This window comes from Pseudomonas sp. F9001, assembly GCF_013385435.1.
In the GTDB taxonomy this organism is placed as follows: domain Bacteria; phylum Pseudomonadota; class Gammaproteobacteria; order Pseudomonadales; family Pseudomonadaceae; genus Aquipseudomonas.
Map to the genome: position 1 here is coordinate 525524 of NZ_JACAPX010000011.1, position 16465 is coordinate 541988.

Here is a 16465-nt window from a genome sequence, read left to right on the forward strand (position 1 = left end):
TCAATGGCTGTTCAGGAATCTAATGAACTCGTCGCAAGGTACAGGCTTGCCAAACAGGTAGCCTTGCAAGAAATCAACGCCTTGGGCCGCCAGATAGTCGCATTGTTCTTGTGTTTCGACGCCTTCGGCAACGATGCCCAGGTCCAGCTTGGCAGACAGTTCAATGATGCTGTCGAGTATATGCCGCGAGAGTGCATCAACACCGATCATTGCCACGAAGCTTTGATCTATCTTCAAGTAATCGACATTGAAGTTGCGCAAATAACCCAGGCTGGAGTGGCCGGTGCCAAAGTCGTCGATCGCGATCATTACCCCCATTTCATGCAGCGCCTGGAACAGCTGGCGGGTGATATCCGTGGGTTCGATCAACTCGCGCTCGGTCAACTCCAGGACCAGGATCACCTTGCCCGGCGGGAAGGCAGCGAGCAACTCCCGGCAGTCCTCCACCAGCCCCAGGTCGTGACAATGGCGAGCGGTAATGTTGATGCCCACGTGAAAATTGTCGGCAAACTGCGCGGTGTGGGGCGCCAACTGTGCGGCGGTCTGGCGCATCAGGGCGCGGGTCATCGGTACGATCAGGCCCGAATGTTCGGCCAGGGGAATGAACAGGTCCGGGCGCACCAGGCCTTCCCTGGGATGATTCCAGCGCATCAGCACTTCACAGCCGGCCCACTGCCGGATGTTGTCGCCACGCACCACTGGCTGGTAATAGGGCACAAATTCATTGGCGCCCAGGGCCCGTTGCAGTTCCAGGGTCGGTGCCGATGAGCGCTTTTGCAGCCAGTGGGCGAGGATGCCTGCCAGCACGCCGAAAAACACCACCAGAACGAACAGTGCAGGATACCGCGCCTGCATGTAGCGCCAGGTTTCACCCTCCGGCATCCCGGCTTCCACGCTGTAGGTATACCGTGTGGAGTCGAGATGATGATGCGCGACGGAAAATGTCGGCAGCGCTGTGCTGTGCACCTTGCCATCCGCCGCCAGCCAGTTAGGCCCCACCTGCAACACCAGGTCGGTAAATCGGCTGATCAGGCGCAACGCGTTGGTCAAGTGGTAGCCATCAATGGAGGCGAAGGCCCCCCGGTCTCCCTCGGTGAGGCGATACACCAGCAATGCGGTGTCGGGTGTCACCGGGTTGCCTTTCATCAGCCAGAGACGGCCGCCGACGTAGTCCTCAGGGTTGACCGGGGACTGGTAGTTGCCACCAAACAACGAGCTGCAATAGATGTTGCGCTGCCAGGACAAGGTGGTGGCGCGCACGAACGGCCGGCGGGTGACCTGTTCCCGCAGCTTCAGTTGAGTCGGGTTATCACATTCATGGCCGGCCAGTGGCAGCAGGTCCTGGGCGGCGAGGGCGGTGTTGTCGAGCATCAGGTCAAACTGGCGCACGGCCTCCTGGGCGGTTTGCGCGGTGCTGTGCTCGAGGGTGCGCCCGGCTTGCCAATACAGGATAAGCACACCCAGCAAAATGGGCAGCGCGCCACTGAGCAGGGTGATCAGGTGGCGAGTGGAGGCCTTTCGGGGGCCTTTGACGGTCAGTGGCATTTGCGCAGCCTGTAGCGAAAGAGGGCAATAGGACGCTCAAATGCGGTCGGGACAACCTCGGTGGCCTTCCAACAAAGCGTATCGGTAATGGCCATGATAGATGGCGGCAGGCGTCTGTGCATGTTCAATAAAGCTTCAACCGTGTGGCCAGTTGAATAAATGCCAGGGTTGCCGGCGAGGACTGCCGACGGTCCAGTACCGCCAGCCCCACCTGGCGTTTGACGGCAGGCTTGAGCGGTTTGATCAGGTAATCCGCCTGCGTGGATTCAGGCAGCGACAACTCGGCGACAATGGTCACGCCGTCGCCCCGGCGCACGGTGTCCAGGGTGCTGAGCAGCTGTGAGCAGCGGTAACGCACATCCGGCTGCAACCCTGCACCGACGAACAGCCTTGAGACCAGTTCGGCCGAACCAGCCTGGGTCAGGATAAAAGGTTCACCACACAGCGCTTTCAGGCTGACACTTGGCTGCGCGCCCAAGTGATGCCCCAAGGGCAGCAGCGCGACCAGTTGGTCCTCAATCAACGGGAACGTATCGAAGCGCTCTTCAGGCAGCACCACAAACCCAACGTCGACGCGCCGCTCTTCCAGCCACTGCGTCACCTGGCGATCGGGGCCTTCGTCGACATGCACCTCGATGCCCGGATGCTGCTCGCGAAAATGCTGCAGGATCGCGGGCAACAAGCGAATCGATGAGGTCGGCCCGAACGAGCCGATGCGCAGCGTGCCGCGCTTCATCCCGCGGGCATCGGCGGCTTCCTGTTGCAGCGTGTTGGCCAACCCGAGCATGGCCCGGGCGCGCAACAGCAGTTGTTGGCCGATATCGCTGAGTTCGACCTGGGACTGATGACGTCGGATCAACTCCACACCCAGTTCCTGCTCCAGGGATTTGATCGCATGGGACACCGCCGATTGGCTGATGCCCAGGCGATTGGCGGCGCTGGTGAAACCTTGAAGTTCGGCCACCAGGGAAAAGATTTCCAGTTGGGTAAGGGTCATGAGTATTTACTCATTTTACGATGATCGGGGATTAACCAAACAATAAGCCAATCCCGTGTCTTGTGAGTAGAAATCTGATGAACCCGAGCCCTGACCGTCTGACGTATCTGAAGCTGGCGGCCGTGACCATGATCTGGGGCGGCACCTTCGTTGCCGGGCGCTATCTGGCGGCAGGCCTGGACCCACTGTTGGCGGCGACCGTGCGCTTTGCACTGGCCAGCCTGGCGCTGCTGGCCTTCCTGGGCGTCGCGCGTATTCGCCTGGTGCGTCCGACCACCGCGCAATGGATGCAATTGATGGTGCTGGGCTTTTTCGGGATCTTTTTCTACAACCTGTGTTTTTTCTACGGCCTGCATTACATCAATGCGTCCCGGGCGTCGTTGATCGTGGCGCTGAACCCGGCAGTGATTGGCCTGGCCTCGTGGCTGCTGTTCAAGGAACGCCTGGGCTGCTTCAAGCTGGTGGGGATCGCGCTGTGCCTGGGTGGCGCAGGGCTGGTGATCGTCAGTCGCAACCCGCAGTTGCTGCAGGGCACGGCAGATGCGTGGGTCGGTGACCTGCTGATTTTCGGCTGCGTGGTGGGGTGGGGCGTGTACTCGCTGTTTTCCCGGAGTCTCAACCAGCGCCTGGGGCCGTTGCAAACCGTGACTTGGTCGATCCTGCTGGGCACGCTGATGCTGACGATCACCACGCTGGTGACGGGCCGACTAACGATGGCCGCATTGGGCCGGATTGATCTGCCCCAACTGATGAGTTTGCTGTACCTGGGCGTGCTGGGCTCGGCACTGGCCTACATCGGCTACTACGATGGCCTGCGCCGCATCGGCGCCACCCGTGCGGGTGTATTTATCGCCCTCAATCCGCTGACGGCAGTGATCTGCGGCGCATTGCTGCTTGGCGAGCAACTGACCGTGCCGATGCTGCTGGGTGGGGCGGTCATTCTGCTGGGCATCTATCTGTGCAACAAACCCCTTGCGCGGGCCAGGGCAATGGGGATTTGATAAGAGTACGGACAAATCTGTTTACGCTGTGTAGAATCGATTTACGCATACAAGAATAAGGACTTGCGCTAACGCAAGCCTCGCCCGTCAGAGACTGATGTAACCATGAAGCTACTCGGGTCCCCCCTCATCTTTGGTGACTTCCTCGCCCGCAGCGTGCGGGGTATCTCCTGTGCGCCACCCGCTGACCTCATCCTTGCTCGCAAATAAACATTTGTTAATTACAAGAATGATGATGAGGCACCGAAAATGGCAGACCTGTACGAAAACCCAATGGGCCTGATGGGCTTTGAGTTCATCGAATTCGCATCGCCAACCCCGGGCACCCTGGAGCCGATCTTCGAGATCATGGGCTTCACCAAGGTCGCGACCCACCGTTCCAAGAACGTACACCTCTACCGGCAGGGCGAGATCAACCTGATCCTCAACAACGAACCCAACAGCATCGCCTCCTACTTTGCGGCCGAGCACGGCCCGTCGGTGTGCGGCATGGCGTTTCGCGTCAAGGACTCGCAACAGGCCTACAACCGGGCCCTGGAACTGGGCGCCCAGCCTATCCATATCGAAACCGGCCCGATGGAGCTGAACCTGCCGGCGATCAAGGGCATTGGCGGCGCGCCGCTGTACCTGATCGACCGCTTTGGTGAAGGCAGCTCGATCTATGACATCGACTTCGTGTACCTCGAAGGTGTCGAGCGCAACCCGGTGGGCGCGGGCCTCAAGGTCATCGACCACTTGACCCACAACGTGTACCGCGGCCGCATGGCCTACTGGGCGAACTTCTACGAGAAGCTGTTCAATTTCCGTGAGGCGCGCTATTTCGACATCAAGGGCGAATACACCGGCCTGACCTCCAAGGCCATGAGCGCCCCGGACGGCATGATCCGCATCCCGCTGAACGAAGAATCGTCCAAGGGTGCCGGGCAGATCGAAGAGTTCCTGATGCAGTTCAACGGCGAGGGCATCCAGCACGTTGCCTTCCTCACCGATGACCTGGTCAAGACCTGGGATGCGTTGAAGAAGATCGGCATGCGCTTCATGACCGCGCCGCCAGACACCTATTATGAGATGCTCGAAGGCCGCCTGCCGAACCACGGCGAGCCGGTGGATCAACTGCAGGCACGGGGCATCCTGCTGGACGGCTCGTCAGTGGCGGGGGACAAGCGCCTGCTGCTGCAGATCTTCTCGGAAACCCTGATGGGCCCGGTTTTCTTCGAGTTCATCCAGCGTAAGGGTGACGACGGCTTTGGTGAAGGTAACTTCAAGGCGCTGTTCGAATCCATCGAGCGCGACCAAGTGCGTCGTGGTGTGTTGACCGCTGACTGATCGCCTGGGCGATACACAAAAAAGCCCGACCGGGATTGCACCCGGCCGGGCTTTTTGTTGCCCGGCAGAAACATCGGGACACAGGCGGTTGCCAGCGGCCAGGAACGGAATTCACTGCCAGCGTTACTCAGTGTCATATGCCCAGTTGAGGTTCATGTATGACAGTCATTGCGCACACCGGTAGTCCACCTCCAGGTTTGAATCAGGCAGCAGCCGTCAACGACGAACCGGCCATCAGTCCCTTGGCCCCAACTGTTCCCTCCCCATTAAGTCCTGCCACTGTCGCCCGCGTGACGTTTTCCTCGAACGTGGAATGGAGCAGTGCGCAGGGCGAGCTGACCGCCGCAGGCGTCGAACTGGCCAATGCCGTATTGGCCCCGGGTACCTCATCAACCGTCGGCGCGCAGGTCTGCACGTTCGCGGTGGACGGGATCCAGTCGAGCGACATTCTGGTGGTCAAACGCGTACCCGCCTCTGAAACCGGAACGAATATCCTGTTGTACATTCCTGACGTGGAGGGCAATTCGTTCTTCGAATTCAATAACCTTGAAGAAATGAACGCCTGGCTCAAAGAGGTCGCCATCGACCCTGACAAGTTGGATGTATTTGCCGGGCATTTTTCCCGCAATGCGCCTGCCGATCAGACAAAGCGGGTAAAAGACACGATGACGCGCTTCGCCGCAGGCGATATCAATGCCGTGGTCGGGCCTTTTGGCTACGAAAAGGGCGATATTTTCAATCGCCTGGACAAGCACCCAAGCGTGCCGCCGGTACCGGTCAACGGGCTGACGGGGACCTACCTGAAAGTTGAGACCCGTGATGGCCGGGTGACTTTCGCAGGCACACGTCCGGACGGAGAAACCGTACTCTATCAGTACGATGCCTACGGCAACTTCCATGGAGGAGGTAACAAGGGCAACTTCTACTTTGTGAAAAACGGCCTGAACAATGACCAGCCGCTGTCGCCTGTCTCGCGAGAGCAATACTTGAAAACGGTCGTCAGTGTCAGCCTGGATAATGTAGGTGCCAACGATTTATGGGGGCTGTTCGACGAGTTCATCCGCCAACTGAAGAATCCGGGTTCAGGCATTGGGACGGCCTTGATCGCACTGGGCGTGCCTGAGGATGTGGCGCAGTCCATCGAAAAAATCGTCAAAAACCCCGTCACCGGCACCTTGCTTGAACTCAACCATGGCAACCGGCTCGGTAAGCTGTTTGGCGTTGAAAAGGCGCAAATGGACGCCGCACTGACCCAAATAGGCGACGAAATCCAAGGCAGGATTCCGTATTACGGGGCCATCCGAGGGGGGTTGTCGCAAACGGCTGTAATGCTCGAAATGGCAGCAAAAAAAAGCGCTGTCAGGCCTTCTGCTGACGCACCAAATGCTTGAAGCCTTCAAACACCAGCACCATCACCGCGAGCCAGATCGGAAGATACGTCAGCCATTCCCCCGCCTTGATGCTTTCGCCCAACAACAAGGCCACGCCGAGCAGCAGCACCGGTTCTACATAGCTGAGCAGCCCGAACAGGCTGAAGGCCAACAAGCGGCTGGCGACGACGTAGCACACCAGCGCCGACGCACTGATCAAGCCCAGCATCGGGATCAAGGCGTACAAGCCCTTGTGGGCGTCGAGCACGGCAAAACCCTGTTCGCCGCTTTGCACGAACCACAGTGCCACCGGCAACATCAGCGCCATATCGAGCCACAGCCCGCCGAGGTGGTCGGTCTTCAGGCGTTTGCGCAGTACGAAGTAAACCGGGTAGCCGATAATCACTACCAGGGTTGCCCAGGAGAATCCGCCCACCTGATACAACTCGTTCAGCACACCAGCACCGGCGAAGAACACCGCAATCTTTTGCAGGCGTGACAATTGTTCGCCATACACCAGCCGACCGGTCAGCACCATCGTCAATGGCAGCAGGAAATAGCCCAGCGATACATCCAGGCTGCGACCGTTGAGCGGCGCCCACATGAACAGCCACAACTGCACCCCCAGCAGGGCCGAAGACACCACGACCCCGCCGATCAGCGCGGGTTTGGCCGCAACCAGCCGAACCAGTTCCCACACCCGTCGCCACTCGCCGCTGACAATCATGAACACGGTCATGCAGGGCACCGTCAACAACATGCGCCAGCCGAAGATCTCCAGGCCGCTCAAGGGCGTAAGCAGCGACGTGAAGTAATACATCACGGCAAACAACACCGAGGCCAAGACCGATAACACAACACCTTTAGACACACTGTCCTCACGAAAGCCGATTGATACAAAAGAAGGGGGGATTTCAGGGAGGGAATATAGTGCTTTTGAGGTGAGATGTTTGCTCTGTTTTGGAGCGGTTTATGGGAGGATTTCTCAGGTCCCCCCATAAAAGGGACTTATGGCCGGGCAACTCGCCCCGACACAAAGTGGCTCACATCATTGAACCCTGGCGTCGACGCATGCCCTGGCGTGACCAGCGAGTCGATGAATGCTTCGTCCTCCGCCGTGATCTTCACCTCCAGCGCGCCGGTGTAGGCATCCCACTGCGCCTCGGTGCGCGGCCCGACAATCGCCGAACTGACCGCCGAGTTGTTCAGGACCCAGGCAATCGCGAACTCGACAATCCCCACGCCACGGCCCTGGGTGTATTGCTGGATCTGCTGGGCGATGCGCAGGGATTCAACGCGCCATTCGGTTTCCAGGATGCGCTTGTCCTGGCGCCCGGCACGGCTGCCGGCTTCAGGCGTTACGTCCGGCGCATATTTGCCGCTGAGCACGCCACGGGCCAGCGGGCTGTAAGGCACCACGCCCAGGCCATACGCGGCGGCGGCGGTGATCTGCTCCACCTCGGCCTGACGGTTGACGATGTTGTACAGCGGCTGGCTGATGATCGGTTTGTCCACCCCGAGGCGCTCAGCCACGCGGATCACTTCGGCGATCCGCCAGCCGCGGTAGTTGGACAAGCCCCAGTGGCGGATCTTGCCCTCGCGGATCAAGTCGCCAATCGCTGAAATCGTGACTTCCAGTGGCGTGTTGTGGTCTTCGCGGTGCAGGTAATAGATGTCCAGGTAATCGGTGTCGAGGCGCGTCAGGCTGGCTTCCAGCGCATTGAAAATCCGCTTGCGACTCAGGCCGCTGCGGTTCGGCAGGCCATCCGCCGGGCCGATGCCGACCTTCGAGGCCAGCACCCAATCCTGGCGCTGGCGGGCGATGGCTTCGCCGACGATTTCCTCGGAGCGCCCGCCGGTGTAGACGTCGGCGGTGTCGATAAAGTTGATGCCTTGATCCCAGGCCTTGTCGATGATGCGCAGCGAGTCCTCGGTGTTGGTCTGCTCGCCAAACATCATGCTGCCCAGGGTCAGTGCGCTGACCTTCAACCCGGACTGGCCCAGTGTGCGGTAAATCATCGTGAACACCTCAAAAGGGGGAGACAGGCCCTATCCAATACCAGAGAGCAAGGCTCTGGAACAAGCCCCGCGACGGTTATTGCGGTAATAGTTCGGCGCAGCGCAGTTGCAGGAAGCGGTGCAGTACCTTGACCCGCTCCGACACCTGCAACCGATGGGGACACATCAGATTGAACGGGGTCGGTTCGCCTTGCCAATCGGTGAGCAACGGCACCAGGCGCCCGGCCTTGATATCGCGCGCTACATCCAGCCGCGCTTTATAGGCGATGCCGTGCCCGGCCAATGCCCAGCGCCGCACGATCTCGCCGTCATCACTGAGGTAGTCGCCGCCGACCTCGACTTCCTGCAGCACCTCGCCCTGGCGAAAGTACCAGGTGTTGTTCGCCCGACCCTGGCGCATATAGCGCAGCGTGCTGTGTTGTGCCAGGTCCTGGGGGAGGCGTGGCGTACCGTGGCGCGCGAGGTAGTCGGGGCTGGCGCACGCCACCCGCGTGTGGTCGGGCACCACCGGCAACGCGACCAGGCTGGAGTCCCGTGGTACGCCGAAACGCAGGGCGATGTCGACGGTTTCGCGGAACAGGTCGGCATTGCTGTCGTTGAGCAGCAACTGAAGGCGCACGTTCGGGTGTTCGAGCTTGAACTCATCCAGCCAGCCCAGCAGCACATTGCGCCCGAAATCCGAGGGCGCGGCCAATTGCAGTAACCCGCTCAGGCTCTGGCCTTGCTGCTTGACCGCCTGTTCGCCTTCCGACAGCGCCTCCAGGGCCACGCGCACACTGTCGAGGTAGCGCCGGCCTTCTTCGGTCAGGCGCATGCTGCGGGTGGAACGCGCCAGCAGCCGGATGCCCAGGCGGGTTTCCAGGCGCTTGAGGGCAATGCTCGCTGCGGCCGGGGTCAGGCTGAGGCTGCGGGCGGCTGCCGACAGGCTGCCGGTGTCAGCAGTGCGTACGAACACTTCAAGGTCGAGGATTGAGCTCATTTGTAAAAATCCTTTAAAGATCTTGTCGTTTTACCGGGATTTTTCAACGATTGCCAAGCTGGGAAGATGAAAGCTCATTTTCTCAGCCAGGTATTTCCCCATGACATCTCCCCTCAACGGCAAAACCATCATCGTCATTGGCGGCAGCAGCGGCATCGGTGCCGAGGTGGCCAAGCAGGCCGTGGCACGCGGTGCCCATGTGGTGCTGGCCGGGCGGCGCTTGTCTTCAACCGTGGAGAACGGGGTGCGCAGCGAGCAGGTGGACGTGACCGACGCAGCCTCATTACAGCGCTTGTTCGAAACCGTGGGGCCGTTTGACCATCTGGTCTACACCGCAGGGCCTGCGGTGCAGGCCAAGGCCCTGATCGAGACCGACCTGAACCTGGCGCAAGACAACTTCAACGTGAAGCTCTGGGGTTCGCTGCGGGCGATCCAGTCGGCGCTGCCATTTCTCGCCGAGCGCGGCAGCATCACCCTGACGTCGGGGCAGTTGGGGCGCAAAACGGTTGCGGGGCAATTCATCAAGACCGGCATCAATGCGGCGACCGAAGCGCTGGGCAAGCAACTGGCCAAGGAACTGGCGCCACGGCGGGTCAATGTGGTCAGCCCGGGGGTGATCGACACCGAGGCGTATGCCGGGTTGTCCGATGAGCAGCGACTGGCAATGTTTGCCAAGGCGGGCGGGGCGTTGCCGGTGGGGCGCGTGGGGCAGGCCGAAGAAGTGGCTGCCGGGTATGTGTTGGCGATGGAGAACGGGTTTGTCACCGGTAGCGTGATTGATGTCGACGGCGGCGGATTACTCTAAAGGCAGCTGAATAAAAAAGGTCCCGCTTTCAGGCGGGACCTGCATTATCAGTAATAGGGCCGTGCTTAATAACGTGGCACCGGAACCGGTTGTGGCGGGTAGTAATAGCCTGGAGGCGGCGCCTGGTAATAGACCGGTGGCGGCTGTTGGATGTACACCGGCTGCGGTTGCACGTAAACCGGTTGCTGCTGCACATAGACCGGAGGCTGGGAGTTGGCGACCACCGAACCCACTACGAGACCGCCGACAACCGCACCCAGCAAAGCCGGGCCACCCCAGCCCCAACCACCGCCATGCCCGTACCCATAACCGTGACCCCAGCCATAGCCATATCCTCCACGGGCTTCTGCTTGCCCTGCGATGGCGAGGGTGGCAATGAGCAACATGGCTACTTTCATTTTTGAGAGTCGACTGATCATGATAAGTCCTCTACGTATGCACCGAACCGGTCTTGATAATATCCCCGGGCATAGGCTTCAGACAGCGGTTTCGGACGGGATGATGGGGTACGAAAGTAAAGGCTGGGTAAAGGTTGTAGCCTATTTGTTACCTGGAATGGGCGTAGAGGTTAATACGGCTGTCAGGCAGTTGTTTGCCCATAAAAACACGCCTTTATATGAGCAGATAGATGACCGGCGCCGCCCTCGATATCGCGGCACCGGTCAGCGCTGATTCAAGCCTTGAGTGTGCGCGTCATGCGCAACGCCAACACACTGCCCGCGACGATCACCGCCGCCAGCAGGTACAGCGCCAGGTCCGTAGACCCGGTGGCATCTTTCACAAACCCGACGATATACGGGCTGAGGAACCCCGCCATCTGGCCCATGGAGTTGATCAACGCCAGACCGCCCGCTGCCGCACCTGCGCTGAGCATCGCGGTTGGCACCGGCCAGAACATCGGCAGGCCGGTGAGGGCACCCATGGTGGCGATGGTCAGGCCGAGGATCGCAATGGCCGGCGTGGTTGCAAAGTTCACCGCAATCACCAGCCCGATCGCGCCCATCAGCATCGGCACCACCAGGTGCCAGCGACGCTCCTTGCGCAAGTCGGCAGAGCGGCCCACCAGCAGCATGAACACCGCCGCCAGCAGGTACGGGATCGCACTCAGCCAGCCAATCACCAGGTTATCGCTGAAGCCCATGTTCTTGATGATCGATGGCAGCCAGAAGTTGATGGCGTACACACCGCTCTGGATGCAGAAGTAGATCAGGCCGAACGCCCAGATCGCCGGGTTCTTGAACACTTCCAGCAGCGAGTCGCTGGTGGTCTTCGGTTTGTTGGCCAGGTCGGTCGCCTGGTCGGCTTCCAGCACCGCGCGCTCATGGGGCGTGAGCCACTTGGCGTTGGCAAAGCTGTCGCTGAGCAGGAAGTAGGCGAGGGCGCCGAGGATCACCGTCGGCACGCCTTGCAGCAGGAACATCCACTGCCAGCCCGCAAGCCCGCCCTGGCCGGCGGCGAAGTGGTTGAGGATCCAGCCGGAGAACGGGCTGCCGAGCAGGCCGGATACCGGAATCGCCGACATGAACAGCGCCATGATCCGCCCACGGCGGAAGGTCGGGAACCACTGCGAGAGGTACAGCACCACGCCCGGGAAGAACCCGGCTTCAGCGGCGCCGGTCAGCAGGCGCAAGCCGTAGAAGTGCGTCGGTGTGGTAACGAACAACAGGCAGGTGGACAGGGCGCCCCAGACGATCATCATCAGCGCAATCCAGCGCCGTGGACCGAATTTGGTCAACGCCAGGTTGCTCGGCACGCCGCACAGCACGTAGCCGATAAAGAAGATCCCGGCACCGAGGCCGTACACGGTCTCGCTGAATTTCAGGTCGTCGAGCATCTGCAACTTGGCAAAGCCGACGTTGACGCGGTCGAGGTAGTTGAACAGGTAGCAGATGAAAATGAAGGGGATCAGGCGCAGGGTGATGCGCTTGTATACGGCGTTTTTATCGTCATCGGTGGCCTGGGTAACAGCGGCGCTCTGTGACATGGCAGTCTCTCTTTATTATGATTTTTCGCGATGCGAGGGTAACGTTGATCGCCCAACGAGTCTCGGCCACCTCAAGGGGTGCTGTCTTTGTGCTCGCGCACAGTGAAGCATGGTTTGCGCTGTGCCTATGAACAACCGGTTTTTTTCAGGAATTTAACCCCATGTTCGAGCTGGATCATGACCTGGCGCAGGATATCGTCAATCGCACCATGGCGATCCTGCCCTATAACGTCAACGTCATGGACAGCCAGGGCCTGATACTGGGCAGCGGCGAACCCGAGCGGATCAACACCCGCCACGAAGGCGCGCAGTTGGTGCTGGCCAACGGGCGGGTGGTGGAAATCGACGGCCAGACCGCCAAGCACCTCAAGGGCGTGCAACCCGGGATCAACCTGCCGCTGCTGCACGACCAGCGCCTGATCGGCGTGCTGGGCATTACCGGTGAGCCGGAATTGCTGCGCACCTATGCCGAACTGGTGCGCATGACCGCCGAAATGCTGGTCAGCCAGCGTCACCAGCAAGCCGAGCAGCAATGGCGGCGCCAGCGCTGCGATGATCTGCTGGCACTGCTGCTGGCCGAGACCGGTGATTCGCCGCGCCTGGTGGATGAAGCCCAGCAACTGGGCCTCAAGCCGCAGCTGGCGCGCACGCCGTACCTGTTCGAGCTGGGCAGCGGCCAGTCGGCCGAGGCCTTGAGCGCCTGGCTGACCTCGCGCTACCCCGACAGCTGGTGCGTCAGCTCCGCGCAGTTTTCCCTGCTGTGGTGCCGGCCTGCGTCGGTGCAGGTCGATAACCCGCGCCTGCTGGAAAAGCTCGACGGCCTGGGCTGGAACATCTTGCGGGTCGCCGTCGGCGGGCAAGCGGACGGGCTGGCCGGCCTGCGCCGTTGTTACCGGCGGGTCGGCGACCTGCTCGCCTATGGCCGTGATGTGCTGCCCGAATCGCGGTTGCTGACCCTCAATCGCTACCGCCTGCCGGTCATGCTCTGGCGCCACCGCAACGACGACGCCCTCGACGAACTGCTCAACCCGCTGCGCAAGGTACTGGCCAAGGACAGCAACGGCCAGTTGCTGGCGACCCTGCGCAGCTGGTGCGACCACGACGGCCAAAGCCAGGCCTGCGCCGATGCCCTGGGGATCCACCGCAACAGCCTGCGCTACCGCATGGAACGCATCGCCGAGCTGAGCGGCGTCGACCCGCTGACCCTCGACGGCATGCTCGCGTTGTACCTCGGCGTGCAGCTATTGCCGCAAGCTTTGTCCAAATGAACAACAAACCCCAGCCACTCTTGTGCAATGGACCGGCGTTATTGCCGGTGCCAACTGGCAGCATGGGCGTTATAAAAACCGGAGAAAGCCCATGAAAATCATCATCGCCCCCGACTCGTTCAAGGACAGCCTGAGTGCTGAAGGCGTGGCGAATGCCATTGCCGAGGGGTTGGCCAGCGTGTGGCCCGACGCCGAGCTGATCAAGTGCCCGATGGCGGACGGTGGTGAGGGCACGGTGGAGTCGGTACTCGCCGCCTGCCAGGGCGAGCTGCGCACCAGCCGTGTGCAAGGGCCATTGGGCGGCAGTGTCGACGCGCATTGGGGCTGGTTGGCCGAGAGCCACACCGCAATCATCGAAATGGCCGAAGCCAGCGGCCTGCAACTCGTGCCACCGGGTCAGCGAAATGCGTGTTCCAGCAGCACCTTCGGCACTGGCGAACTGATCCGCGCCGCCCTGGATGCCGGCGCCCAGCGCATCATCCTGGCCATTGGCGGCAGCGCCACCAACGACGGCGGCGCCGGGGCGATGCTAGCCCTGGGTGTGCAGTTGTTTGATGCCGAGGGAGCAGCGCTGCCCCTTGGCGGCCTGGCGCTGGGCAAGCTATCGCGCATCAGCCTTGAACAACTGGATCCCCGCCTGAACGAAGTGCGCTTCGAAATCGCCGCCGACGTGAACAACCCTTTATGCGGTCCTCACGGGGCCTCGGCGATTTTTGGCCCGCAAAAGGGCGCCAATCCCCAGCAAGTCGAACAACTGGATGCGGCCCTCGGCCATTTCGCCGATCACTGCGCCAAGGTATTGCCCAAGGATGTACGTGACGAACCCGGCAGCGGCGCCGCCGGTGGCTTGGGTTTCGCCGCCAAGGCGTTCCTTGGCGCGCAGTTTCGCGCGGGTGTTGAAGTGGTCGCAGAGCTTGTTGGGCTTGAGCAAGCCGTGCGTGGCGCCGACCTGGTGATCACCGGCGAAGGCAGGTTCGACGCCCAGACCCTGCGCGGCAAGACCCCGTTTGGCGTGGCGCGAATCGCCAGGCAGCACAACGTGCCGGTGATCGTGATCGCCGGCACATTGGGGGATGGCTACGAGCAAATGTACGCCCACGGCGTGGATGCCGCGTTCGCCTTGCCGTCCGGCCCGACTACTCTGGAACAGGCCTGCAGCGAGGCCCCGCGCCTGTTGCGCGAGCGCGCCTCGGACATTGCCCGGGTCTGGAAATTGGTGGCTGCGCGTTCCCGATGAGTGCAGTGCAGGGCTCGCCATTCTGGGGCCTTGCCGCCTACACTGGTCGGCCACGTGTTTTTCAAAGGACGAAACACCATGCACACACCTGAACCCAAGATCGTTATCACGCGCTTCACCGAGGCCCATCTTGAAGGCGTCGCTGCGCTCTACAACGACCCGGCTGTATGCCGTCAGGTGCTGCAAATGCCTTTCCAGTCGGTCGAGGCCTGGCGCAAACGCCTGGTGCAGGACAACGAGCGGCGGCTACAGCTGGTGGCGCTGCATGCCGGTGAAGTGATCGGCCAGCTGGGTTTGGAACAGTATTTGCGCGTGCGCCAAAGCCACGTCGGTTCATTCGGCATGGGCGTCGCCACCGCCTGGCAGGGCAAGGGCGTGGGCTCCCGGCTGCTGGGCGCGGCTCTGGAGGTGGCGGATAACTGGATGAACCTGCACCGGGTGGAACTCACGGTGTACGCCGACAACGAAGCCGCCCACCGGCTGTACCACAAGTTCGGCTTCGAGACCGAAGGCCGGCTGCGCGATTACGCCGTGCGTGACGGCGCGTTCGTCGACACCCTGACCATGGCGCGCATCCGCAAGCCGGCCTAGTCGTCCTGCAACGCAAACGCCACCGCAGCCTGCGCATGCAGCTCGGTGGTGTCCAGCAAGGGCAGGTCGGTGTGCTGCGGCTTGATCAACAGGCTGATTTCCGTACAGCCGAGGATGATGGCCTGCGCGCCACGGGCGGCCAAAGACTCGATCACCCGCTGGTACACCTCGCGCGATGCGTCGCTGATCACCCCGACGCACAATTCCTCATAGATGATCCGGTGCACGGCCTGGCGATCTTCAGCGTCCGGCACCAGCACGGTCAGCCCCTGCGCCGCCAGGCGTGACTTGAGAAACTCCTGCTCCATGGTAAATGCGGTACCCAGCAGGCCAACGCTCAGGGTGCCAGCTTCCACGGCCGCCGCGCCGGCAGCATCTGCAATATGCAGAAACGGTATCGACACCGCCGCTTCAATCTGCGGCGCTACCAGGTGCATGGTGTTGGTACACAGCACGATGCATTCGGCGCCACCGGCTTGCAGGCGGCGGGCGGCGTCTTCGAGGATCAGCGCCGCGTCGTCCCAGCGCCCGGCGTGCTGGGCCTGCTCCACCGGGCCGAAGTCGACGCTGTACATCAACAGTTGTGCCGAGCGCAGCGGCCCGAGCTGGTCGCGCACGTTCTGGTTGATGATGCGGTAATACTCGGCGCTGGACTCCCAGCTCATGCCGCCGATAAGGCCGATGGTGCGCATGCGATGCTCCTGAATTGGACGGGCGAGGGCACCACATTACCCGCGCGCTGCGCTTTAGTCATACGCCGGTGTGCGGCATCTGCCATGATCAAGGCTCGCAACATGGGTCACCCAAGGAACACGGCAATGGACGATGTACAACAACTGGGCGAGATGCTGCGTCATTACGCCGACAGCGAAGCCCACAAGAAACAGCAGTTCGAAGTGCAGTCGGCCCATTGGGCGCAGAAGATCGGCGAGTTGTTCGGCCAGATCGAGCAGTGGCTTGCGCCTGTGAAGACGGTCGGTTTGCTGGAAGTGCAGCGCGAGGCGTACGTGGCTTCCGGCCCCAGCGTGCCGGTGGAGACCTCCACCTTCAAGACCGAGAAACTGACCATCCATATCGCCGGCAAACCGGTGGAGTTCGTGCCGGATGTGATGGGCGCCGGCGGTTTGATTTCGCTGTCGGTGATGGGCTTGACCGCCGCCCGCTACGGCAGCATTTCCCTGGTATTGCTGCCGGGGAAAAACGACTGGCTGTGGAAGAAAACCAACGGTTTGAAAGACCCGGATACGTTCGGCTTCGATGCCAACTTCCTGGCGTTGCAGTTGCAGAGCCTGATTCCCCGCGAACGCGGCTAGTCGCTCAATGTGGTGCTTGTGTGGGAGCGG

The 16465-nt window shown here is 61.4% G+C and carries 16 protein-coding genes; 8 read left to right on the plus strand and 8 right to left on the minus strand.

Translation table 11 applies throughout. The annotated features are described in order from the left end of the window. Positions 1-1545 (minus strand): EAL domain-containing protein, encoded by a 1545-nt coding sequence (locus tag HX818_RS11375; protein WP_177020099.1) that lies wholly within the window; start codon positions 1543-1545, stop codon positions 1-3. A 124-nt stretch (positions 1546-1669) separates the two neighbouring features. Further along, positions 1670-2542 (minus strand): LysR family transcriptional regulator, encoded by an 873-nt coding sequence (locus tag HX818_RS11380; protein ID WP_003212568.1) that lies wholly within the window; start codon positions 2540-2542, stop codon positions 1670-1672. Positions 2543-2619: 77 nt separating this feature from the next. Here HX818_RS11380 and HX818_RS11385 point away from each other — a divergent pair, with 77 nt between their 5' ends. The 3 genes from HX818_RS11385 to HX818_RS11395 all read left to right on the plus strand — a co-directional run bounded on the left by HX818_RS11385 (position 2620) and on the right by HX818_RS11395 (position 6260). Continuing rightward, entirely contained in the window at positions 2620-3543 is a 924-nt protein-coding gene (locus HX818_RS11385; RefSeq protein WP_177020100.1) for a DMT family transporter, read from the plus strand. 249 nt (positions 3544-3792) lie between these two features. Further along, entirely contained in the window at positions 3793-4869 is a 1077-nt protein-coding gene (gene hppD / locus HX818_RS11390) for a 4-hydroxyphenylpyruvate dioxygenase (protein ID WP_003212566.1), read from the plus strand. Positions 4870-5027: 158 nt separating this feature from the next. After that, entirely contained in the window at positions 5028-6260 is a 1233-nt protein-coding gene (locus HX818_RS11395; RefSeq protein WP_256346350.1) for a dermonecrotic toxin domain-containing protein, read from the plus strand. On the opposite strand, the gene rarD is transcribed toward HX818_RS11395, so the two are convergent. The 3 genes from rarD to HX818_RS11410 all read right to left on the minus strand — a co-directional run bounded on the left by rarD (position 6229) and on the right by HX818_RS11410 (position 9237). Further along, positions 6229-7110 carry an EamA family transporter RarD gene (gene rarD, locus HX818_RS11400; protein WP_023658818.1) on the minus strand — a complete coding sequence of 294 codons (882 nt, stop codon included), beginning with the start codon at positions 7108-7110 and terminating at the stop codon, positions 6229-6231. The genes HX818_RS11395 and rarD overlap by 32 nt on opposite strands. Positions 7111-7247: 137 nt before the next feature. Next, positions 7248-8258, minus strand: a complete 1011-nt coding sequence (locus tag HX818_RS11405) for an aldo/keto reductase (protein ID WP_008432538.1) — start codon at positions 8256-8258, stop codon at positions 7248-7250. Between the two features lie 76 nt (positions 8259-8334). Then, the gene (locus HX818_RS11410) at positions 8335-9237 is read right to left on the minus strand and encodes a LysR family transcriptional regulator (protein WP_008432540.1); all 903 of its coding nucleotides are present in this window, start codon (positions 9235-9237) and stop codon (positions 8335-8337) included. Positions 9238-9337: 100 nt separating this feature from the next. Here HX818_RS11410 and HX818_RS11415 point away from each other — a divergent pair, with 100 nt between their 5' ends. Beyond that, a complete protein-coding gene (locus HX818_RS11415; protein WP_177020101.1) occupies positions 9338-10042 on the plus strand; it encodes an SDR family oxidoreductase in 705 nt (234 codons plus the stop codon). A gap of 65 nt (positions 10043-10107) precedes the next feature. Here HX818_RS11415 and HX818_RS11420 read toward each other — a convergent pair whose 3' ends face one another. Next, positions 10108-10461, minus strand: coding sequence for a hypothetical protein (locus HX818_RS11420; protein ID WP_023658819.1), 354 nt, complete (start codon positions 10459-10461; stop codon positions 10108-10110). Positions 10462-10715: 254 nt separating this feature from the next. Continuing rightward, positions 10716-12026 carry an MFS transporter gene (locus HX818_RS11425; RefSeq protein WP_003212559.1) on the minus strand — a complete coding sequence of 437 codons (1311 nt, stop codon included), beginning with the start codon at positions 12024-12026 and terminating at the stop codon, positions 10716-10718. Positions 12027-12187: 161 nt separating this feature from the next. On the opposite strand from HX818_RS11425, the gene HX818_RS11430 reads away from it, so the two are divergent. From HX818_RS11430 to HX818_RS11440, 3 genes are all read left to right on the plus strand, one after another. Next, positions 12188-13294 carry a sugar diacid recognition domain-containing protein gene (locus HX818_RS11430; protein ID WP_003212558.1) on the plus strand — a complete coding sequence of 369 codons (1107 nt, stop codon included), beginning with the start codon at positions 12188-12190 and terminating at the stop codon, positions 13292-13294. Positions 13295-13385: 91 nt separating this feature from the next. Next, positions 13386-14531 carry a glycerate kinase gene (locus HX818_RS11435; RefSeq protein WP_177020102.1) on the plus strand — a complete coding sequence of 382 codons (1146 nt, stop codon included), beginning with the start codon at positions 13386-13388 and terminating at the stop codon, positions 14529-14531. Positions 14532-14609: 78 nt separating this feature from the next. After that, positions 14610-15122, plus strand: a complete 513-nt coding sequence (locus HX818_RS11440; protein WP_177020103.1) for a GNAT family N-acetyltransferase — start codon at positions 14610-14612, stop codon at positions 15120-15122. Here HX818_RS11440 and HX818_RS11445 read toward each other — a convergent pair. Continuing rightward, positions 15119-15814, minus strand: a complete 696-nt coding sequence (locus HX818_RS11445) for an aspartate/glutamate racemase family protein (RefSeq protein WP_177020104.1) — start codon at positions 15812-15814, stop codon at positions 15119-15121. The two genes, HX818_RS11440 and HX818_RS11445, sit on opposite strands and share 4 nt — an antisense overlap. Before the next feature lie 126 nt (positions 15815-15940). Between HX818_RS11445 and HX818_RS11450 the strand changes: the two genes are divergently transcribed. Beyond that, positions 15941-16435, plus strand: a complete 495-nt coding sequence (locus tag HX818_RS11450) for a hypothetical protein (RefSeq protein WP_003212554.1) — start codon at positions 15941-15943, stop codon at positions 16433-16435. Positions 16436-16465 lie beyond the last annotated feature (30 nt).